22 protein-coding genes are annotated in these 20,313 nt (G+C 66.0%); 12 read left to right on the forward strand and 10 right to left on the reverse strand.

What is annotated here, in order from left to right:
* Nucleotides 1-47: 47 nt before the first annotated feature.
* On the reverse strand, nucleotides 48-1,307 hold the full coding sequence (locus CA260_RS15095; RefSeq protein WP_111983872.1) for an NAD(P)/FAD-dependent oxidoreductase: 1,260 nt from the start codon (nucleotides 1,305-1,307) through the stop codon (nucleotides 48-50).
* A gap of 52 nt (nucleotides 1,308-1,359) precedes the next feature.
* On the opposite strand from CA260_RS15095, the gene CA260_RS15100 reads away from it, so the two are divergent.
* The 4 genes from CA260_RS15100 to CA260_RS15115 all read left to right on the forward strand — a co-directional run bounded on the left by CA260_RS15100 (nucleotide 1,360) and on the right by CA260_RS15115 (nucleotide 4,416).
* Nucleotides 1,360-2,775, forward strand: coding sequence for a hypothetical protein (locus CA260_RS15100; RefSeq protein WP_191983776.1), 1,416 nt, complete (start codon nucleotides 1,360-1,362; stop codon nucleotides 2,773-2,775).
* Nucleotides 2,776-2,864: 89 nt separating this feature from the next.
* Nucleotides 2,865-3,428 (forward strand): C40 family peptidase, encoded by a 564-nt coding sequence (locus CA260_RS15105; RefSeq protein WP_111983873.1) that lies wholly within the window; start codon nucleotides 2,865-2,867, stop codon nucleotides 3,426-3,428.
* Nucleotides 3,429-3,526: 98 nt separating this feature from the next.
* On the forward strand, nucleotides 3,527-3,985 hold the full coding sequence (locus tag CA260_RS15110) for a MarR family winged helix-turn-helix transcriptional regulator (RefSeq protein WP_111983874.1): 459 nt from the start codon (nucleotides 3,527-3,529) through the stop codon (nucleotides 3,983-3,985).
* Between the two features lie 2 nt (nucleotides 3,986-3,987).
* Complete coding sequence (locus CA260_RS15115; RefSeq protein WP_111983875.1) at nucleotides 3,988-4,416, forward strand: organic hydroperoxide resistance protein; 429 nt, start codon at nucleotides 3,988-3,990, stop codon at nucleotides 4,414-4,416.
* A gap of 861 nt (nucleotides 4,417-5,277) precedes the next feature.
* Here the strand turns inward: CA260_RS15115 and CA260_RS15120 are convergent.
* Both CA260_RS15120 and CA260_RS15125 read right to left on the reverse strand, forming a co-directional pair.
* The gene (locus CA260_RS15120; protein WP_111983876.1) at nucleotides 5,278-5,763 is read right to left on the reverse strand and encodes an FKBP-type peptidyl-prolyl cis-trans isomerase; all 486 of its coding nucleotides are present in this window, start codon (nucleotides 5,761-5,763) and stop codon (nucleotides 5,278-5,280) included.
* A 49-nt stretch (nucleotides 5,764-5,812) separates the two neighbouring features.
* Complete coding sequence (locus tag CA260_RS15125) at nucleotides 5,813-7,057, reverse strand: MFS transporter (RefSeq protein WP_111983877.1); 1,245 nt, start codon at nucleotides 7,055-7,057, stop codon at nucleotides 5,813-5,815.
* Between the two features lie 157 nt (nucleotides 7,058-7,214).
* Here CA260_RS15125 and CA260_RS15130 point away from each other — a divergent pair, with 157 nt between their 5' ends.
* The 3 genes from CA260_RS15130 to CA260_RS15140 all read left to right on the forward strand — a co-directional run bounded on the left by CA260_RS15130 (nucleotide 7,215) and on the right by CA260_RS15140 (nucleotide 9,856).
* Nucleotides 7,215-7,880 carry a class I SAM-dependent methyltransferase gene (locus CA260_RS15130; RefSeq protein ID WP_338065736.1) on the forward strand — a complete coding sequence of 222 codons (666 nt, stop codon included), beginning with the start codon at nucleotides 7,215-7,217 and terminating at the stop codon, nucleotides 7,878-7,880.
* 142 nt (nucleotides 7,881-8,022) lie between these two features.
* A complete protein-coding gene (locus tag CA260_RS15135; RefSeq protein WP_111983878.1) occupies nucleotides 8,023-9,339 on the forward strand; it encodes a DEAD/DEAH box helicase in 1,317 nt (438 codons plus the stop codon).
* Between the two features lie 121 nt (nucleotides 9,340-9,460).
* Nucleotides 9,461-9,856: a DoxX family protein gene (locus CA260_RS15140; RefSeq protein WP_111983879.1), complete on the forward strand. Its 396-nt coding sequence runs from the start codon at nucleotides 9,461-9,463 to the stop codon at nucleotides 9,854-9,856.
* A 129-nt stretch (nucleotides 9,857-9,985) separates the two neighbouring features.
* Here the strand turns inward: CA260_RS15140 and rimJ are convergent, their stop codons facing one another.
* Genes rimJ through CA260_RS15155 form a run of 3 tightly spaced genes read right to left on the reverse strand, consistent with a single transcriptional unit; the run spans nucleotide 9,986 to nucleotide 12,184 of the window.
* The gene (gene rimJ, locus CA260_RS15145; RefSeq protein WP_111983880.1) at nucleotides 9,986-10,537 is read right to left on the reverse strand and encodes a ribosomal protein S5-alanine N-acetyltransferase; all 552 of its coding nucleotides are present in this window, start codon (nucleotides 10,535-10,537) and stop codon (nucleotides 9,986-9,988) included.
* Nucleotides 10,534-11,382: an S-formylglutathione hydrolase gene (fghA, locus tag CA260_RS15150; protein WP_111983881.1), complete on the reverse strand. Its 849-nt coding sequence runs from the start codon at nucleotides 11,380-11,382 to the stop codon at nucleotides 10,534-10,536. Before fghA ends, rimJ begins: the two co-directional genes overlap by 4 nt.
* Nucleotides 11,383-11,434: 52 nt before the next feature.
* Nucleotides 11,435-12,184, reverse strand: coding sequence for an SDR family NAD(P)-dependent oxidoreductase (locus CA260_RS15155; RefSeq protein ID WP_111983882.1), 750 nt, complete (start codon nucleotides 12,182-12,184; stop codon nucleotides 11,435-11,437).
* A gap of 118 nt (nucleotides 12,185-12,302) precedes the next feature.
* Here CA260_RS15155 and CA260_RS15160 point away from each other — a divergent pair, with 118 nt between their 5' ends.
* Nucleotides 12,303-14,168 (forward strand): DEAD/DEAH box helicase, encoded by a 1,866-nt coding sequence (locus tag CA260_RS15160; protein WP_111983883.1) that lies wholly within the window; start codon nucleotides 12,303-12,305, stop codon nucleotides 14,166-14,168.
* A 296-nt stretch (nucleotides 14,169-14,464) separates the two neighbouring features.
* Complete coding sequence (locus CA260_RS15165; protein WP_111983884.1) at nucleotides 14,465-15,265, forward strand: dioxygenase family protein; 801 nt, start codon at nucleotides 14,465-14,467, stop codon at nucleotides 15,263-15,265.
* Here the strand turns inward: CA260_RS15165 and CA260_RS15170 are convergent.
* Both CA260_RS15170 and CA260_RS15175 read right to left on the reverse strand, forming a co-directional pair.
* Nucleotides 15,252-15,605 (reverse strand): cupredoxin domain-containing protein, encoded by a 354-nt coding sequence (locus tag CA260_RS15170; RefSeq protein ID WP_111983885.1) that lies wholly within the window; start codon nucleotides 15,603-15,605, stop codon nucleotides 15,252-15,254. The genes CA260_RS15165 and CA260_RS15170 overlap by 14 nt on opposite strands.
* Nucleotides 15,602-16,543, reverse strand: a complete 942-nt coding sequence (locus CA260_RS15175; protein ID WP_111983886.1) for a metallophosphoesterase family protein — start codon at nucleotides 16,541-16,543, stop codon at nucleotides 15,602-15,604. Before CA260_RS15175 ends, CA260_RS15170 begins: the two co-directional genes overlap by 4 nt.
* Nucleotides 16,544-16,713: 170 nt before the next feature.
* Between CA260_RS15175 and CA260_RS15180 the strand changes: the two genes are divergently transcribed.
* Both CA260_RS15180 and CA260_RS15185 read left to right on the forward strand, forming a co-directional pair.
* Nucleotides 16,714-17,262, forward strand: a complete 549-nt coding sequence (locus CA260_RS15180; protein ID WP_111983887.1) for a sigma-70 family RNA polymerase sigma factor — start codon at nucleotides 16,714-16,716, stop codon at nucleotides 17,260-17,262.
* A complete protein-coding gene (locus CA260_RS15185; RefSeq protein ID WP_111983888.1) occupies nucleotides 17,249-18,031 on the forward strand; it encodes an anti-sigma factor family protein in 783 nt (260 codons plus the stop codon). Before CA260_RS15180 ends, CA260_RS15185 begins: the two co-directional genes overlap by 14 nt.
* Before the next feature lie 6 nt (nucleotides 18,032-18,037).
* Here CA260_RS15185 and CA260_RS15190 read toward each other — a convergent pair whose 3' ends face one another.
* Both CA260_RS15190 and ypfJ read right to left on the reverse strand, forming a co-directional pair.
* Nucleotides 18,038-18,400, reverse strand: coding sequence for a YkgJ family cysteine cluster protein (locus CA260_RS15190; RefSeq protein WP_111984407.1), 363 nt, complete (start codon nucleotides 18,398-18,400; stop codon nucleotides 18,038-18,040).
* A gap of 114 nt (nucleotides 18,401-18,514) precedes the next feature.
* Nucleotides 18,515-19,381 (reverse strand): KPN_02809 family neutral zinc metallopeptidase, encoded by an 867-nt coding sequence (gene ypfJ, locus CA260_RS15195; protein ID WP_111983889.1) that lies wholly within the window; start codon nucleotides 19,379-19,381, stop codon nucleotides 18,515-18,517.
* 467 nt (nucleotides 19,382-19,848) lie between these two features.
* Between ypfJ and CA260_RS15200 the strand changes: the two genes are divergently transcribed.
* Entirely contained in the window at nucleotides 19,849-20,241 is a 393-nt protein-coding gene (locus CA260_RS15200) for an MAPEG family protein (protein WP_111984408.1), read from the forward strand.
* The last annotated feature ends 72 nt before the right edge of the window (nucleotides 20,242-20,313 follow it).

Consider the following 20,313-nt stretch of genomic DNA (forward strand, 5'->3'; position numbering starts at 1 on the left):
AGTCGAGGTATGACCCTAAGCGAGCAAACGGCCACATGGCGTAAGGATCACACGCCAAAGCGCGCTGGCGCATACGGGGACGGATCGATCGGCGGCGTGCCGCCACGCATCAGTGCGGCCACCAGTTCACCGGTGGCGGCCGACATGCTTACGCCAAGCATGCCGTGCGCCGTGGCGAACATGAGGTTGGACCAGCGCGAGCTCGGACCGATGATCGGCACCTCGTCCATGCTCATCGGTCGCCAACCCCACCACTCTTCCAGCAATTGCGGGCCTTCGGGTTCGTGCAGCCCTTGGGCGGCGCCGCGGCGCAAGGCATCGAGGCGCGTGCGGTTGAGTCCTTCCACGTAGCCGGAGAACTCCATGGTGCTGCCGAGCCGGTAGCCGGTTTCCCAGGTCGTCACGCAGACCGCGGCTTCGCGCAGCACCAGTGCATGGCGCGGCACCCGCGTGGGTCGCGTATAGGTGAGCGAGTATCCCTTGCCAGGCTGCATCGGAAGCCGCAGGCCAAGGCTGCGACCGAGCAATGGCGACCAGGCGCCCAGCGCCATCACCACGCGGTCCGAGCGGAACACGCCGCGCGTCGTCCGCACATGTTCGATGCGACCCTCGCGCAGGCCGAAGTCGTCGATGCGCGCGCCGGTTTCGATGGCGCCACCCAGTTCCATCACGCGGCGCGCCAGTTCCGCCGCATAGCGGTCGGGTCGCAGGCGCGCATCGCCGGGATGAAACAGGCCACCGGCCACGCCCGGCTTCAACGCGGGTTCGCGCGCTTCCACCTCGTCGCCCTTGAGGCGCTGCACCTCGACGCCCAGGCGCTCGAGCACCTGGGCGTGATGCCGTTCGTCCGCCTCGAGCGCCTGTGGCGTGCGGTACACATAGAGCTCGCCCTCTTCACCGAACTCGCAGTCCAACGGCTCCTCGCGCACCAGCGAACCCAGCAGGCCGCGTGAACGCTGCAGGATCGCCGACCGCGCCCGGGCGGCATGCTCGAAGTCGCGCCAGTTGCAATGCCGGGCAAAGCCCAGCAGCCAGCGAAGGCGGGGACCGTCGAATCGGGGGTTGAGGTAGAGCGGCGCGTCGGCGCGAAGCATCGAGCGCAAGGCGACGCCGAGCATGCCTGGCATGGCCAGGGGGGCGGCGTGGCTGGGGGTGATCGTTCCACAATTGCCGTGCGAACTGCCACAACCCGGGGTACCCTGCTCCAAAACGCGCACGGTAGCTCCGGACTTCAGCAGGTACAACGCACAGGCCAGGCCGATGACGCCGCCGCCAAGAATCAACACATCACTGCGTGAAGCATCCATCCGGTTATTGTAGCGTCGCAAACGCCCGCCCCTACCCCGAGTGACCTGAGCGATGGAACGATCCGTTGTGCAGTTCGGCAGGTTGAAGCACGTGCGGTACCTGGCAGTGATCTGCGCGATCGCAGGAGGCATGGCTTCCCCGGCCTGCCTCGGTGCGACAGGGCAACAACAGCAACAACAACAGCTGCAGGAATTGCAGCAGCAGTTGCGACAACAGCAACAGGAAAAACAGCAGCAGGCGCAGCCGCCGCAACAACCGGCAACGGCGTCGTCGAGCACCAAGGTGTCGCGCGACCTGTTCTCGGAAACCGCGCGCATGCGCAGCGACCTCGCCCGCTACATGTACCTCAAGGAGGTCATGCAGCAGCTCACGCGGGAAGACCGCCTGATCGACCAGCAACTGCTGGCGTCGGTCGAGGACGAGCTGGGCCTCTACAGCGAAGCGGTCTACGACTTTCCGTTCGACAACCGGGTGCAGACACCCGTGCCGCTGCCCTCGCCCGTCGACTGGCAGCCCACGAGCGCGGTGGATGAAATCGTGAAGCTGGCGACCGACCGGCACATCGTGATGATCAACGAGGCGCACCACGATGCGCACACGCGCGAACTGACCCTGGAGCTGCTGCCCAAGCTGCGCGCCGAAGGCTTCAACTATTTCGCGGCCGAAGCGCTGGTCAACACCGACACTGACTTGATGAAGCGCGGCTACCCGATCAACACCTCCGGCAGCCAGTACCTGCACGAACCGCTGTATGGCGACATCATCCGCCAGGCGATCAAGCTCGGTTTCCAGGTCGTGTCCTACGAGTCCGAGAATGACGTGCTGGCCGACCGCGAGCAGGGGCAGGCCAACCTGCTCTACCAGAAGGTGTTCGCCAAGGATCCGAAGGCCAAACTGTTCGTGCACGCGGGCTACGCGCACATCGACAAGGCGCCGGGCAACCTCGGCGGCTCGATCAAGCCGATGGCGATGCTGCTCAAGCAGCTCTCCGGCTTCGACCCGCTGAGCATCGACCAGACGCGCTGGCGCGACATCGGGCCGATGCCCGACAAGGATCTCTACAAGCGACTCACCGCCCAGTTTCCGGTCACCGACCCTTCCGTGCTGATCAGCCGCCAGAACGGCAGCGTGTGGTCTTCCGATCCGGATCGGCACGACGTGGACGTGATCCTGCCGCCGCCCGGCCACCAGCGCCGCCCGCATTGGCTGACGCTCAACGGGGCGCGCGTCCCTCGCGTGGTATCAACCGATTTTTGCCAGAGCCAACTGCCTTGCGTGGTGGAAGCGCACTACGCCAACGAAAGCGACGACTCCATTCCCGCCGACCGCTATACCTTCCTCACCGCCAACAGCATCAACACGCTGTATCTGCGCCCCGGCGAGTACCGGGTGATCGCGAAGAACCGGGACGGCCACAACCTGGGGCAGCGCAACCTCACGGTCGATGGCTCGGAATCTTCGCCCTAGCTGAGATTATTTCGCGCAAACTCTTCGCTCTTTCAGATAAGTAATTGATTTGCTAGTCTCACGGCCAATCCACGCAGAAGGGATAGCCGATGAGCCCGGAGGTCGACGCTCCATCCACAGCGAACGCGCCGTGGCGATCGGCGCGTCTGCTCCTGCTGGGTTCGGCCCTCCTGCTGCTGACCGCCTGCGCGAGCGGCCCGCGCAAGCCGGCACCGCGTGAATCCCAATCCGCCCTGGCCAATCTTCCGGCGCGCGCTCCGGCCGGCAACGCGGGCACGGCCAACGACGTACTGTTCCGCGCGATCGCCCTGGTGGGCACGCCCTACCGCTGGGGCGGCAACACACCCGACGGCGGGTTCGATTGCAGTGGCCTGGTCGATTACATCTATCGCAATGCGGCAGGCCTTTCGCTGCCCCACAGCTCACGCGAGATGTCGGAACTGAACGGCGAACGCGTGCGCCGCATGACCGACCTGGTAAGCGGCGACCTGGTGTTCTTCGGCGGCCATACGGGCATCAGCCATGTCGGCGTCTACGTGGGCAAGGGTCGCTTCGTCCACGCCCCCAACAGCGGCGGCACCGTACGGCTGGACGATATCGACGGCCCCTACTGGCGCGATCATTTCGCCTTCGGCAAACGCCTGCTCGATTAGCCTCCGCCCCTCCATGGACCAAGCCTTAGGCATGGCCTATCGTTTCGATCGGAAAATTGAATTGTATACAATTTAATTTTGCACGTAGAATTGCAGCCATGAAACGCAAGCCAACCCCTAATCACCTGCTGCTGGACCAGCAACTGTGTTTTGCGCTGTACGCCGCCTCGCGTTCCGTCACCGGCCTGTACCGGCCGCTGCTGGAACCACTGGGGCTGACCTACCCGCAATACCTGGTGATGCTGGTGCTGTGGGAGCAGGACGGCCTGACCGTGCGCGAGCTGGGGCAACGCCTCCAACTGGATTCGGGAACGCTCACACCGCTGCTGAAGCGGTTGCAGGCGGCCGGACTGGTCGACCGTCAACGGCGTACGGAAGACGAGCGCGAGGTGGACATCCGCCTGACCGACGCCGGCCTCGCCCTGCGCGACCAGGCCAGCGACGTACCCAAATGCATGGCCCAACGCCTGCAGCTTTCGCTCGAACAGATGCAAACGTTGCGCGATGAACTGAAGCGAATGACCCGGCAACTCCAACTCTCCCCCATCGAGGACTGACCATGAACATCAGCAAGATTCTCTACACCGCCACCGCTACCGTGACCGGCGGCCGCGAAGGCCACGCCAAGAGCGGCGACGGCGTGCTCGACCTGCAGTTGGTCGTACCCAAGGGCCTGGGCGGCCCGGGCGGCGCCGGCAGCAATCCGGAACAGCTGTTCGCCGCCGGCTATGCAGCCTGCTTCGAAGGCGCCGTGCGCTTCGTGGCGCGCCAGAAGGGCGTGACGCTGAAGGACGCCTCGGTAACCGCGCACGTCGGCATCGGCCCGCGCGAACCGACCGGCTTCGGCATCGCCGTGAAGCTGGACGTGAGCCTGCCCGGCATCGACCGCGCCGTGGCGCAGGATCTGGTGGACACCGCGCACAACGACATCTGCCCGTATTCGCATGCGACGCGCGGCAATGTGGATGTGCAGATCACGCTGGTGTGAGTGGTTGTAGCGTGGAAAAAATAACGGCGCCGAGAGGCGCCGTTGTCTTTTTGTGGGTTTGCGCGTGCCGTCGAGGGCCGGATTTTGAGCGGCTTGCCTCTCGACTAGTCAGGGTGCTGCACGCACGGTAACCAACGTTATCGCGAGCACCTGCCCCTCACCCCGGCCCTCTCCCCGGCGGGGAGAGGGAGAAGTGGAGCACCGAGGCGCAAAACAAAGCTGCTTTAAGTCCTCTTCGCTACGGCGCGTTGCGGTGTAGCCGCTCCGTTCGAGGTAGTAACGAGCGCAGCAAGGCTGGCCTCGTTCCTCCGACGCTTCCATTCCCCGTACTGCTATGAGCCTTGGCTCTAAAAGGCCACTACTTTGGGTTACTTTTGACGCGAAGCTCATCCCGCGGGACTTTGACTCCGGGCTAGCGCCCTCCGCCCTTTGGGCCGGCTTCGTCGTTCGCACGCCAAGAACGCGTGCGTGGGCCAACAAAAGAAAGGGTCTCGAGCTTCCCACGGGACCAGCTTCGCGTCGCCCCGCAGGGACTAGCTTCGCGTCGCCGGCAGGGGATCGAAACGCCCGCTGCGTCCCACGGGGACTCCCTTCGGTCGTAAACGGCATGCTCGTGGCAGCACGGCTACCGAAGGCAACGGCCGCTCTTAGCTAGAGCGATAAACGTGCGGACCGGAAAGGCTGTCGCGCACGGGGTGCGCTCCTGCAGGGAGGTGCCGCGTCGGGTTGAGGCCAGGGTTTCGCACAGACGACGCGCGCCCCTAAAAGTTCACTAGCTAACCAAGGCAATGGCCCGCCCCCATTCCGGCCAGGCCACGCCCCTAGTCCGCCCTCATCCAACGAGAGCGGAGCGGCCAAGCATCAATGCGCCTCGGCACCCGGCGGATGCGCATGACCGTGCTGGATTTCTTCCTCGGTGCCGTCACGCACTTCATTGACGGTCACGTCAAAGTTCAGCGTCTTGCCGGCCATCGGATGATTGAGGTCCACGTCGACCGTGGTCATGCCCACCTTCTGCACCACCACCACGCGGTGGCCGCCTTCCTTCAGCGCCAGCACCGTGGTCATGCCCGGCTTGAGCTTGGCAGCCTGCTGGAAGTACTTCTTCGGCACGCGCTGGGTGAGGCCTTCCTGGCGCTCGCCGTAGCCCTCGGCCGGGGCGATCTCGGCCTGCAGGGTGTCGCCTGCCTCGTGGCCTTCCAGCGCCTTCTCCAGGCCCGGGATCAGCTGGCCATGGCCGAGCAGGATCCACAGCGGTTCGTTGCGGTCGAGCGAGCTCTCGACCTTCTCGCCGTCCACGGTAAGCGTGTAGTGGAGCGAGATGACTTTGTCCTTGCCAGCCTTCATTGCGTGTCTCGTGAGGAATGCAAACCCCGTATTCTAGCAGCCTGGCCGCCTAGACGCCCTTTTCCGGGCGAGGCTGGCCGAACCTCACGCCACGCGCCTCCGGCCCCAGCCAGGCCAGCACGGCCAGCAGCACCGCCACGCCGGCAATCCACACCGACATGGCGAAGGCCAGGTCCCCGCCGTGCCAGCCGGCGATCCACAACTGGGCGTTGGCCGTCACGGCGGCCAGCAGGTTGCCGGTCTGGTAAGCGAAGCCGGGCAACGTGCCGCGCATGCCTTCCGGCGCCAATTCGTTCAGGTGCGTCGGCACCACGCCCCAGGCGCCCTGCACCATCACCTGGACCAGGAAGGCGCCCAGGGCCAGTAACGGTAGCGAGCCGCCGTGCATCCACAGCGGAATGACGGGAATGGCCAGCAGCGCCGCCAGGATGATGGTCCGCCGCCGTCCGAAGCGTTCTGACAGGGCACCGAAGAACAGGCCACCCACCAGCGCGCCGAGATTGAGCATCGCCACCAGCATGAAGGCGGCGCCGGAACCGGTCGGCAGGTGCAGGCTTTCCTCTTCGAACGTGTGATAGAGGTCCTGCGAGCCGTGGCTGAACATGTTGAACGCCATCATCAGCAGCATCAGGTAGATAGCAAGCTTCCAGTGGCCACGCATCGATTCCAGCAGGCCGCGCCTGGGCTGGGTCGCCTGGCCCTGCTGCCATACCTCCGACTCGGGCACGGTGCGACGGATGTAGAGCACCAGCAAGGCCGGTGCCGCGCCAACCACGAACAGGCCACGCCAGCCGATGTGGTCCACCAGCAGCCAGTTGACCAACGCGCCCAGGAAGAACCCCACGGGATAGCCGCTTTGCAGCAGGCCCGATACCACGCCGCGCGCCTTCGCGGGAATGGACTCCATCGCCAGCGAGGCGCCGATACCCCATTCGCCACCCATCGCGATGCCGAACAGGAACCGCAGCACCAGCAACGCCGTGAGCGAGTTGGCAAACGCGGTCGCCAGTTCGAAGAGCGAAAACAGGATCACGTCGAGCATCAAGATGGGTCGCCGCCCGTAGCGGTCGGCCAGGCGTCCAAACAGCAACGCGCCCAGTGGACGCGCCGCGAGGGTAAGGAAGAGCCCATAGGTGACGTGTTCCTTGCCGACGTGGAACTCCTGCGCCACGCTCACGATCACGAAGGTGAGCAGGAAGTAGTCGAACGCATCCAGCGTCCAGCCGAGAAAGCTGGCCAATACGGTGTGACGCTGGGTGGTGTTCAACTCGCGCAGAGGTGCAAACGGCGACATCGGCGGCTCCGTGTGGTCGTGCCCGCCCCTGCGGCGCACAGGGCGCCAAGCGAACCATCATGGCGGCCGCGGCGCAAGAGAGCGCTTCGGGAAGTGGCGGATGGCAAATGCTCGGCGCAGACTCTCTTCACACCACGCAGTCACGGAGTCGGCTCACATGTCCGCCATGGATGCTACCGCTCTCGATCGGATCGCCGACTCCTACGATCACTGGTTCCAACGCCGCTACGTCCAGGGCAAGTTGGCGGCCGATCCCGCTTACGCAGCCGTGGCCGACCTGATCGCGCGCCGCCCGATGCCGCTGCTCGATATCGGCTGCGGCATCGGCCTGCTCGGGCAGTACCTGCACGCACACGGCGAGCTGCCGCAATACCTGGGCGTGGACCACGATGCCCGCAAGATCGATGCCGGACGTCGCGCCATGCGCCTGGCCGGGCTGGAGGGCGTGCTGCCCCTGCGCCTCGCCGACGGCGCCACGGCGTATTCGCTGCGCGGCCATGTCGCCCTGCTCGACGTACTGCATTACCTCGACGTGGAACGCCAGCGCGAACTGGTGGCGAATGCGGCGGCCCACTTGGCGCCGGGCGGCATGCTGATCGTCCGCAGCGTGCTGCGCGAGCGCAGCTGGCGTTATGCCGCCACGCGCGTCTCGGAGTTCTTCCTGAGCGCCAGCGGCTGGATGCGCGTGGGCGCGCAGCACTATCCCAGCGGGGACGAGCTGCGCGCCCTGCTGGCTGATGCCGGCCTGGTCGTGAGCATCCGTTCGCTGCACGGAAAGACCCCGTTCGACTGCTATCTCATCGTGGGCGAAAGGCCTTGCTGAGCGGCCAATGAGCGGCCCACCGCGCCCACCCAGCGTGGCGGCGCCTTTTCCGCTATACTCCACGCCGGGCTAAACGCCTCCCTCCCCTTTTGAATACTGCAACGCGGTTCGTTAGAACGCTCCGAGTTGCTCTGGAGCTTCCATGTCTTTCGAATCGCTGGGCCTTGCGCCCGCGTTGTTGCGCGCGCTTGCCGAACAGGGCTACGCCGAACCTACCCCGATCCAGGCCGCTGCCATTCCCGTCGTGCTGGAAGGCGGTGACCTGCTGGCTGCCGCGCAGACCGGCACCGGCAAGACGGCCGCCTTCTCGCTGCCGTTGCTGCAGCACCTTTCCACCGCCGGCGCCACGCAGACGCGTCGTCCGCGCGCGCTGGTACTGACTCCGACCCGCGAGCTCGCCGCCCAGGTACATGACAACCTGCGCGATTACGGCAAGCACCTGCGCATCAGCAGCACCACCATCTTCGGTGGCGTGAGCATGGGCCCGCAGATGCAGGCCCTGCGTCGCGGTGTGGACATCGTCATCGCCACGCCGGGTCGCCTGATCGACCACATGCAGCAGCGCTCCATCGACCTGTCGGGCGTGGAAGTGCTCGTGCTCGACGAAGCCGACCGCATGCTCGACATGGGCTTCCTGCCGGCGCTCAAGCGCATCCTCGCGGCGCTGCCGCGCCAGCGCCAGACGCTGCTGTTCTCGGCCACCTTCGCGCCGCCGATCAAGGCGCTGGCGATGCAGTTCATGCATCAGCCGCGCGAAGTGTCGGTGACGCCGGCCAACTCGGTGGCCACCACGGTCACACATCATGTGCACCCGGTCGACGCCGCCAAGAAGCGCGACCTGCTGCTGCACGTGCTTTCGCAGGACAGCCGCCGCCAGACCCTGGTGTTCAGCCGCACCAAGCATGGCGCCGACAAGCTGGTGAAGCAGCTGGAAATGGCCGGCCTGCGCGCCGCCGCCATTCACGGCAACAAGAGCCAGAACGCCCGCACGCGCGCGCTCAGCGACTTCAAGAGCGGCCGCATCACCGTGCTGGTCGCCACCGACATCGCGGCACGCGGCATCGATATCGACCAGTTGCCCATCGTGATCAACTTCGACCTGCCGATGGTCGCCGAAGACTACGTGCACCGCATCGGACGCACCGGTCGCGCCGGCGCGGACGGCATGGCCGTGTCGCTGGTAAGTCATGAGGAAGCAGGCCTGTTGCGCGATATCCGCAAGCTGCTCAAGCAGGACATCGCGGTGAGCGACGTGCCGGGCTTCGAGCCGTCGCATCCGCTGCGCACCGACGCCAATGCGCCGAAGCCGGTGCAAGGCCAGAGCCAGCGCCAGCCGCGCCAGGCTCGTCCGCAGGGTTCGCATCGCCCGCACAACAACGGATACGCACACGGCAGTGAGCGCCCGGCGGAAGGCAACCGGAAGCGTCGTCGCCCGCGCCGGCCCGCCGCCAAGGCGTGACGATCGGCACGCACGGGGCCCAACCACTGTCCTAGACGGTTGGGCCTAGGCGATACGTGGAATACAACGCCGGCGTTCTCGTCCCGATCATGCAGGGCCTTCCGTATCGAGGAGTCCCTGCATGAAAGCGTTTTTCCACTGGCTGTTGTTCCCCCTGCGGCTGATTTTCGGCGCCTGGTTCGTCTTTGCCGGCCTCAATGACCTGCTGCATTTCTGGCAGCCACCCGCACCGGTGACGCCGCAGTCGCAGGTCTTCATGCAAGGCCTCGCCGGCAGCGGCTACATCTTCCCCGTGCTCGGCATCCTGTACACCGTGAGCGGACTTTGCCTGCTCGCCAACCGCTTCGTCGCGCTGGCCTTGGTAATGCTGGCGGCGCCGGTGGTGGTGATTTTCGGCTACCACGCGGTAATGGAAGATCACCTGCTGGGCCCGGGGCTTCTCCTGTTGCTGATGTACCTCGCCTTGGCGTGGCAGCAGCGGGCGACCCTGGGTGTGCTGTTGAGGCCTATCGCCTAACCTCTGGATTCCGTTGTAGGAGCGCACCCAGTGCGCGAAAAGCCGACGGAGCGATGATTTTGTCAGGCTGCGGTCGCGCACTGGGTGCGCTCCTACAAAAGAGGTTGCCATCCCGACAACGGCCGGCGATCAATCGTCGCGAATGCGGGCGGTGAGCACGTGGTCTTCCCACACGCCGGCGATCTGCAGATACCGTTTCGCGTAACCTTCGCGCTCGAAGCCCAGGCGTTCGAGCAGCCTGCCGCTGCGCTCGTTGCGCGGCATGAAGTTCGCCATCACGCGATGCATGTCCAGCTCGCGGAACGCCCAGGGCATCACCGCCGACAGTGCCTCGTACATGAGCCCCTGTCCCTCCCTGCTCCCGGCAATGCTGTAGCCGAGATGACAGGCCTGGAAGGCGCCGCGCACGATGTTGGCGAACGTGAAGTTGGCGATGACGTCGTTGCCGACGAGGTCGAGCACGACGAAGGGATAGACGCGATCCGTGCGCATCGCTTCGCGTGCGTCGGCCAGCGTCCGGATGCAGTGGTCCAGCGTGTAGTAGGACGAATCGCGCAGCGGCTCCCACGGCGCCAGATGTTCGCGGTTCTGCACGCGATAGCGCAGCAGCCGCTGCGCATCGCCCGCATCAACCACACGTACCAGGGTGCGGGGCGTGTGGATGGGATAGATCAGGTTCACGGACGTCCGAGCGCGCTGGCGTGATGACGCAGATGGTCATCGATGAACGTGCTGATGAAGTAGTAGCTGTGGTCGTAGCCGGCATGGCGACGAAGCACCAGCGACTGGCCTCCTTCCGCGCATGCCTGGTCGAACAACTCGGGCTTCAGCTGCGTGGACAGGAAGCCGTCGGCCTCGCCCTGGTCGATCAGGATGGTGCCGTCGAAGGTTTGCCGGCGCACCAGCTCGCACGCGTCGTATGCCGCCCATGCGGACGTGTCTTCGCCGAGGTAGCGCGGGAGGGCTTTCTCGCCCCAGGGTACCTGCGTCGGCGCCACGATCGGCGCGAACGCGGATACCGAGCGATAGCGGCCGGGATGCTTCAGCGCGATGGTCAGCGCGCCATGACCGCCCATCGAATGGCCCATGATGCCGCTGCGCTCGCGGTCGGCCGGAAAGTGCTCTGCAATGAGCGCCGGCAGTTCATCCACCACATAGCTGTGCATGCGAAAGCGCGACGACCACGGCGCCTGCGTGGCATCCACGTAGAAGCCGGCGCCCTCGCCGAATTCCCAATCGCCCGTTGCGCCGTCGAAGCCGGTGTTGCGTGGACTGGTATCGGGCATCACCAGGATCAGCCCCAGCTCGGAAGCAAGCCGCTGCGCGCCCGCCTTGATGGTGGCGGTCTCTTCGGTGCAGGTGAGTCCGGCGAGGTAATACAACACCGGACACACTTCGCTGGCGGCCTGCGGCGGCTGGTAGAGCGCAAAACGCATCGGCCCGCCGCAGCTTTCCGAGTGATGCCGATAGAAACCCTGCGTGCCGCCGTGGCAGCGCTGCTCGGAGATCGTTTCGATCTCGGTCATGGCAATTCTCCGTGGATGACGCAAGCGCACCATGATAGTGGGGCTTGCGGCATCAACGCTCCTGGTCGGTAGGCCGCATCAACACTTCGTTGATGTTGACGTGCGAAGGCCGCGATACGCAGAACACGATGGCGTCCGCCACGTCGCGCGCCTGAAGCTGACGCATGCTGTCGGCCCACGCATTGAGGTTGGCCTTCACCTCGGCGTGGCCGATGTGATCGCGCAGCTCCGTCTGCACAACGCCCGGCTCGATCACCGTGACGCGGATGTTGTGTTTGTACACCTCGCGCCGCAGCGCTTCGGAAAATGCGCCGACACCGAACTTGGTCGCCGAATAGGCCGCCGCGTTGGGGTTGGCCACGCGCCCTGCCGTCGATGAAATATTCACGACATGGCCGTCGCGTCGCTCGCGCATACCGGGCAGCGCCGCCTGCGTCGAGGCAATGAGGCTGAGCACGTTCAGTTCCAGCATCCGGCGCCAGCGACCGAGGTCGGCCTCCTCGACCGGCTCCAGGTACATCACGCCGGCGTTGTTCACCAGGATGTCCAGACGTCCGAAATGCGCCTCGGTTTCCTTCACGATCCGCTGCGCTTCGTCTTCGGAGGCGAGATCGGCGGTCAACACGAACGGCTCGGCGCCGAGCGTCGCCAACTGCGCAGCCAAGACCTCGAGCCGGTCGCGCCGGCGTGCGGCAATGGCGACCTTGGCGCCCGCCTCGGCCAGCGCCAGTGCCGTGGCCTCGCCGATGCCGGAGGAGGCGCCGGTCACCAGCGCTATACGGCCTTCCAGGGGTTTGGACATGAATTTTCCTCGTCGATGGCGCCTTTGGCGCAACAAAATCACCGGTTTGGGCGGGCCGGCCTGTTACAATACCGTCATTCTCCCGCATGCCCTCGTGCATGCCATGTCGAGGTTCCCCATGTCCTCCCCGTCTTCCGATTCCCAGCCGGCAGCCGTCGGCTTTGCTGCGCTTGGCCTTCATTCCGAGCTGCTGCGCGCTCTGTCCGACGTCGGCTACGAATCGCCTTCGCCGATCCAGGCCGCCACCATTCCACCGCTGCTGGAAGGCCGCGACGTGCTCGGCCAGGCGCAGACCGGCACCGGCAAGACCGCCGCGTTCGCGCTGCCGATCCTTTCGCGCATCGACCTCAAGCCCGGCAAGCCGCAGGCGCTGATCCTCGCGCCCACGCGCGAGCTGGCCATCCAGGTGGCCGAAGCGTTCCAGCGCTACGCCACCTATATGCCCGGCCTGCAGGTGCTGCCGATTTACGGCGGCCAGAGCTATGGCCCGCAGCTGCACTCGCTCAAGCGTGGCGTGCAGATCGTGGTGGGCACGCCCGGCCGCGTGATCGATCACCTTGAGCGCGGCACGCTCGATCTCTCGGAATTGAAGTTCCTGGTGCTCGACGAAGCCGACGAAATGCTGCGCATGGGCTTCATCGACGACGTGGAGAAGGTGCTGGAGGCCACGCCGCCGACGCGCCAGGTCGCGCTGTTCTCCGCCACCATGCCGGCGCCGATCCGCAAGATCGCGCAGCAGCACCTGAAGGATCCGGTGGAGGTGACCATCAAGGCCGCCACCACCACCGCCGCCAACATCCGCCAGCGCTACTGGTTCGTCAGCGGCATGCACAAGCTCGATGCGATGACGCGCATCCTCGAAGCCGAGCCGTTCGACGCGATGATCATCTTCGCCCGCACCAAGCAAGCCACCGAAGAGCTCGCCGAGAAGCTGCAGGCGCGCGGCCTCGCCGCTGCCGCCATCAACGGCGACATCGCGCAGGCGCAGCGCGAGCGCGTGATCCAGCAGCTGAAGGACGGCAAGCTGGACATCCTGGTCGCCACCGACGTGGCCGCGCGCGGCCTCGACGTGGAGCGCATCAGCCACGTCATGAACTACGACATTCCCTACGACACGGAAAGCTACGTGCACCGTATCGGCCGCACCGGTCGCGCCGGTCGCAGCGGCGAGGCGATCCTGTTCGTCACGCCGCGCGAGAAGGGCATGCTGCGTGCGATCGAGCGCGCCACGCGCCAGCCGATCGAGGAAATGAAGCTGCCGACCGTGGAAGCGGTCAACGACGTGCGCATCGCCAAGTTCAAGCAGCGCATCAGCGACACGCTGGCCGTGGGCGAGCTGGAACTGTTCCAGCAGCTGATCGAGCAGTACGAGCAGGAACACAACATTCCCGCCATCGAGATCGCCGCCGCGCTGGCTCGCATTGCGCAGGGCAACCAGCCCTTGCTGCTGACGCCGCCACCCAAGCGCGAACGCGAACATGCGCCGCGCGAGCGCGAGCATGGCCGTGAGCGAGACGGGCACGAGCATCGTGGCGAACGTGAGCACCGCTCGCGTGATCGCGACGGCGCGCCTCGCGAATTCGTGCAGCGTCCCGTGCGGCCGCATCACACCGAGGAAGGCAAGCGCACCTATCGCATCGAGGTGGGTCACGAGCACGGCGTGAAGCCCGGCAACATCATCGGTGCCATCGCCAATGAAGCCGGTCTGGAAAGCGGCTTCATCGGTCGCCTGAGCATTCGCGGCGAATACAGCCTGATCGACCTGCCCGACGGCATGCCCAAGGAAGTATTCGAGCACCTGAAAAAGGTGTGGGTGAGCCAGCAGCAGCTGCGCATCAAGGAGTGGGACGGCGACGACAGCGGCGCCGACGAACCGGCACCGCGCCGTGCCGGCGGCTACCGTCCGGGTGGCTTCAAGAAGCCGCACGGCAAGCCGCGTCCGCACAGCCACGGCGGCGGCAAGCCGCCGCGTCGCGGGAAGTAACCAGGCCCACACCGCCGTCATTCCGGCGAAGGCCGGAGGCGCTTTACAACAGCCGAAGGCTGGTCATCCCGTTGCGACACGTCTGCTTTTCGCCAAGCACATGAAAGCCTCGCGCGAAAGCCGACCATCATCGCGGCTGGATTCCGGCCTGCGCCGGAATGACGAGTTGGTGTTTCGGATCATGGGACGCGGGGTCCCTCTTATCGTTCCCCTGCGGTGACGGATCGTTCACCGCACGCGCGCTGCAATCGGCGCCGATATCCCTAATCTAGGGCGGTACTTTCGAGGTAACCGCCATGACCACCCTGCCCAGCCTTTACATCTCCCACGGATCGCCGATGACCGCCATCCAGCCGCGGCGCGTAGGCGAGCGCCTGGCGGAGCTGGCCAAGGCGTTGCCACGGCCCAAGGCGATCGTCATCGCCACCGCCCATTGGCTGGCACGCCAGCCGCATGTCGGCGGCGCGACGCGACCGGAAACCATCCACGATTTCTACGGCTTTCCGCAGGCGCTGTTCGACATCCAGTACCCGGCCAAGGGCGAGCCCGCGCTCGCCGCGCGCATCACGGAGCTGCTGGACAAGGCCGGCCTGCCGACCACGCTCGATCCCTCTCAGGGGCTGGACCACGGCGCCTGGGTGCCGCTGCGCCTGCTCTACCCCGAAGCCGACATTCCGGTCGTACCGATGTCGATCCAGCCCCAGCTCGGTCCGGCGCATCAGTACGCCGTCGGCCGCGCCTTGGCGCCATTGCGCGAAGAAGGCGTGCTGGTCATCGGCTCGGGCAGCATCACGCACAACCTGCACGATTTCCGCTCGGGTTACAGCGAAGAACGCGAAGCGCCGTACGTGCGTCCCTTCATCGAGTGGGTCGAACGCAAGCTGGCCGAGGGCGACGTCGAGGCCTTGCTCGACTATCGCCGCCAGGCACCGTTCGCCGAACGCGCCCATCCCACCGATGAACATTTCCTGCCGCTGTTCGTCGCGCTGGGCGCGGCGGGCGAACAGGCGCATGCCACGCGCATCGACGCCGGCATCGAGTACGGCCTGCTGGCGATGGACATCTATCGCTTCGACGGCGCCGTCACTGCACGATGATGGTGCCCACCATCATCGGATGGATCGAACAGTAGTACACGTAAGTGCCGGGCTTGGAGAACGTCACGGCATAGGTGTCGCTGGTATCCAGCGCAGGCGATGAGGCGAACTGCTTGCCTGCGCTGGTGATCACGTGTGGTTCCTCGTCGCGGTTGATCCACACCACCCGCGTACCCACGGCGACGGTCATCGTGTTCGGCGCAAAGGCGAAGTTGCGGATCTCGACCTGGGTAGCCGCCGCATTCTGAGACACCCCCGCCTTGGCCGCGATCGCGGGCGCGGTCACGCCACAGCTCAGGCAAAGCATCGACATGAACGCGGCGTGCCGTAGCATCTTCATGACATCACCTCATCGGTGAGCGCGAGCGCCTGGCTGCCCTGCACGTGGCGCACCTCGCGAATGCCGAGGTAACGATGCAACGCTTCCGGTGGCACATCCTTCATCGGCCCCGGTGCCGGACCCACGCCGGGCGCCGGTTGCGGATAGGCGGTGGAACGCGCCGTGTAGAACGTGATGTTGCCTTCCACCTTCTGCTGGATCTGGTGGATATGGCCGTTGAGCACGCTCACCGAGCCGAAACGTTGCAGCAGGCGCATGGCTTCGGCGCTGTCGTCGGTACCCCAGCCCCACTCGGGATAGAGCGACCACAGCGGCATGTGCGCGAACACCACCAAGGGCGTCGACGCCGACAACGGTGCGAGATCCTTCTTCAGCCACGCCAGCTGGTCGGCGCCCAGTGAGCCAAGGCCTCCCGCCTTGAGGTTCAGCACGTTGATCAGGCCGACGAAATGCACGCCGCGATGATCGAAGCTGTACCAGCCGCCCGTTTGCTGCTTCTCGCCGAAGCGGCGGAAGAACTCCGTGCCGTTGTCGCCGATCACGTCATGCTCGCCGGGCACGTAAAAGGTCTTGTCCACATGCGCTTCCTGCATGATGCCGGCCAGCGTGTCGAATTCGTCCGGCCGCGAGAGATGGGTGAGATCGCCGGTATGCAGCAGGAAGTCAGGCCGCGCTTTCTGCGCATTCACCATCGCCAGCGAAGCGCGCAGCGTGGAGGCCACGTCCATGTTCGGCGCCTTGTGGAAACCGATGTGCGAATCGCTGATCTGTACGAAGGCGAAGCTGGCATCGGCGGCGTCCTTGGCGCCCTGCCCGGTCAACGCCTGCGCGCGCAGCACGCCGCCCTGCATGAGCCACAGGGTGCCGGCGCCCGCCCACGCCATGCACTGGAGAAACTGGCGGCGGCCAGGGCTCGTGTTGTCGTCTGAATCACGCATGGTCGGACTCTCCGGATAGGGGAAACGGGTACATCCCGCCTTACCCACTACCGTTCCGCCCGTGCGCTTATTCCCGCCCTTGGCGCCTTCACGCGGCCTGCGGTCGTCCTTGGAATAAAGTGGTCATGGTCGAGGTATTACCTTGCATGCCCATGGATTCGTCTGCCCGCATGACCGGCCCTGACACCGCGCGAAGCGCCCGCTTCGAGTCGCTGGTGCTGCCGCATCTCGACGCGGCCTACAATCTGGCGCGATGGCTGGCGCGCGATGCCGGCGATGCGCAGGACGTGGTGCAGGAAGCGATGCTTCGCGCGCTGCGTTACTTCGACAGTTTCCATGGTAGCGATGCGCGGGTGTGGCTACTCACCATCGTGCGCCACACCTATTACACGATGCGCAGCAAGCATCGGCAGGACGACCTGCATGCGGAGCTCGACGACGACCTCCATCCGGTGGCGGACGAAAGCCCTTCGCCGGAAACGCTCACCCTGCTCGCCGTCGACGTGGGCGCCCTGCGCGCCGCATTGGAACGCATGCCGCCACCGCTACGCGAAGTCATCGTGCTGCGCGAACTGGAGGAGTGCTCGTACAAGGAGATCGCGGCCATCATCGAACAACGCATCGGCACCGTGATGTCGCGACTGGCCCGCGCACGCGAACGCCTGCGCGCCGAACTGGGCCATCATCCGAAGGAGGTGCGCCGCCATGATGTGCGATGACGCGAAGTTGCTGCTCCACGCCTATCTCGACGACGAGCTCGGTGCCGGCGACAGCGCGGCCGTCGCCCATCACATGCGCGAATGCCCGGCATGCACGGCGCGCTTCGATGCGTACGCCACGCTGCACAAGGCGCTGTCCCAGCCCGAGCTGTACCACCGGGCATCCGACGCGCTACGCCAGCGCTGGACCGCTTCCACGGCAGTCGCGGTCACTCCGCCTCCCCGCGCACGCCGCCCGCGCACGCCCCTGTCGGTGGCGGCGGCGGCCGGCTTCGTGGCTGCGTTGCTGCTTTCCGGACCGGCGTGGCTGCACCTGCTGCGATCGGGCCGCGCGGCCGATGCACTGGTCGCCGATGTGGTGTCCGGCCATGTGCGCTCCCTGCAGCAACAGCACCTGATGGACGTGGTGTCGACCAACCAGCACACGGTCAAGCCCTGGTTCGAGGGCAAGCTGGATTTCGCGCCGCGCGTGAAGGACCTCTCCGACGAAGGCTTCCCGCTGGCCGGCGGACGGTTGGACGCCGTCGAGGGACGCAGCGTCGCCGTGCTGGTGTACAAGCGCCGGCTGCACGTGATCAACCTGTACCAGTGGCCGGTGGAAACCGGTGCCGTATCGCCACAGACGGTCGCGCAGGAGCACGGCTACACGGTGATCCGCTGGACCGACGCCGGCATGCAGTACATCGCCATCTCCGATGTCAACGAGAGCGACCTGCGCCAGTTCGTGCTGGCCTTCCAGAACGATGGTGGCACCGCCGTCGCCAGGTAGTGCGGCTCAGGCCGGCTGGGCGATGGATGGCCAATCCGAGGGCGCCAACGGCTGCATGCCGTGCGCCAGTCGCGCCTTGTCGCATTGCGCACTGGGACGGCCGGATTCCCACGCCGGTTCCACCTCGCGGCACACCGACGGCCGGCGCTCGTACACGCCGCAGTGCGCTGCTTCACCCACGGTGCCCTGCAGCGCCACGCAACGCGGCTTGGACGCCTGCGTACCGCGCATGACGAGACGATGAGGGTCCAGCGTCTCGGCCAGCTCCGGTGGCACCACGCCGCCCAGCGAGGCATCCGCCTCGGACCAGTGGAAGGCCACGCGGAAATAGGCGCAACAGGCGCCGCAACGTAGGCAGGGATGGAGCATGCAGGCGGCTTTGAGGCGCACCCCAAGGCGCGCAGCAGCGGCATTCTAGAACGCGCCGGCCGCCCATGCAGCGGGGTGCCGGGACCGGATTCCGAACGATGGCGGCGCCGCGGCTCAGGGCTCCCCGGCAAACGTGTTGCAACTACCCAGGTCGCCACCCTCGAATCCGGCGCGGAACCACTTCACGCGTTGCTCCGACGTGCCATGGGTAAAGGAGTCGGGCACCACGCGTCCCTGCGCCTGCTGCTGCAGGGCATCGTCGCCGATCTTGCTGGCCGCGTTGAGAGCGGACTCGATGTCACCCGGTTGCAGCCATTGCAGGCGTTGCTGGGTGCGGTTCGCCCACACGCCGGCAAAGCAGTCGGCCTGCAGCTCCTGCCGCACCGAAAGGCCGTCGGCGCCTTCCATGCGCGCACCGCGCCGCCGCGCCTGCTCCACCTGATCGAAGATGCCCAGCTGGTTCTGCACGTGATGGCCCACTTCGTGGGCAATCACATAGGCGCGCGCGAAATCGCCGGAAGCGTGGAAGCGGTTCTCCAGCTCGCGGAAAAATGCGACGTCCAGATACACCATCTGGTCACCAGGGCAGTAGAACGGCCCCACCGCGGTGGACGCCATGCCGCACGCCGTATTCACCCCGCCGCTGAAGAGCTTGAGCTGCGGGTCGACGTATTGGCGCCCGTGGCTGGCGAAGATGTCCGTCCAGGTCTTCTCGGTGGAACCGAGCACGGCGCGGATGAAATCCTCGGTCTGCGGATCGACTTCGGCGCGCTGCCCACTCGGCGCCGCCACCTGGCCACCCGTATCCGCCTGGTTGAGCAGCGCGGTGGGATCCTTGAAGAACACCAGGCCCAGGATGGCCAGGATGATGATGCCGCCGATGCCCATGCCGCGCCCGCCGCCGAAGCGTGGGCCACCGCCCCCGCCACTGCCGTCGTCGACGATGACATTCTGACTGCGCTCGCCCTTCTGCCAGTCCATCCGATGCCCCTCCCAACCGCACGCGACGGTGCTACCGGAGCACGATACCCCCTCCCGCCGCCCAGCGTCGATGGCTAGGCAACACTGAATAAGTATCGCCGTCGTCATGACGTTTGGAAGGCCCGCTGGCTGTGTTGCGTGGCGCAGGCAAGACTGGCTGTCTTGCCAAGTCGCGCGGCGCAGCCAGCGGGCCTTCCAAACGTCACCCCACACTTTCCATTCAATACGCTGGGGCCCGTCCTGTCTGTCCGCACGCCTTCGGTCCGTTGTCTCGACAGACAGCCAGTCTGCCTTCCTCGCTCCTCAAAGCCGCGGCCATCCATGGCCGCTCCCCGCGTGCGTCAACGGCCCTGTGGCCTGCGAACCGACAGGACGGGTGACGACGCGAAGCTAGTCCCGTGGGACGACGTCGATACTTATTCAGTGTTGCCCTAGAGTGGGCCACCTTTCTCCGAGAGCTCGCCATGATTCAGCACTTGCCCGCCATTGTCGTCCTGCTCACCGTCCTGCTGCAGTTCGGCACCATGTGGGCAGCGGGCCACGCACGCGGCAAGTACGGCATCAAGGCGCCGGCGGTGAGCGGTCATCCGGCCTTCGAACGCGCGTTGCGCGTGCAGATGAACACGCTGGAAGCGACCGTGATGTTCCTGCCTTCGCTGTGGCTGGCCGTGCAGTACGGGTTTCCGCTGTGGGGCGGGCTGACCGGCCTGGTGTGGGTGATCGGCCGCGTGTGGTACGCGATGGCCTACCTGCAGGATGCCGCCAAGCGCGGACCGGGCTACATGGTGGCTTCAATGGGCTGGATCGCCACGCTGTTGCTCGGCGTGGTCGGATTGGCGCGGGCGCTGATGGCCTCTTGAGGCGAAAGGCTGTCGCGCACAGGGTGCGCTCCCGCAAGTCAGCGCTGCTTCTTGTGGCAGCGCACCCCGTGC

It is taken from the genome of Dyella jiangningensis, assembly GCF_003264855.1.
Lineage (GTDB): Bacteria > Pseudomonadota > Gammaproteobacteria > Xanthomonadales > Rhodanobacteraceae > Dyella > Dyella jiangningensis_C.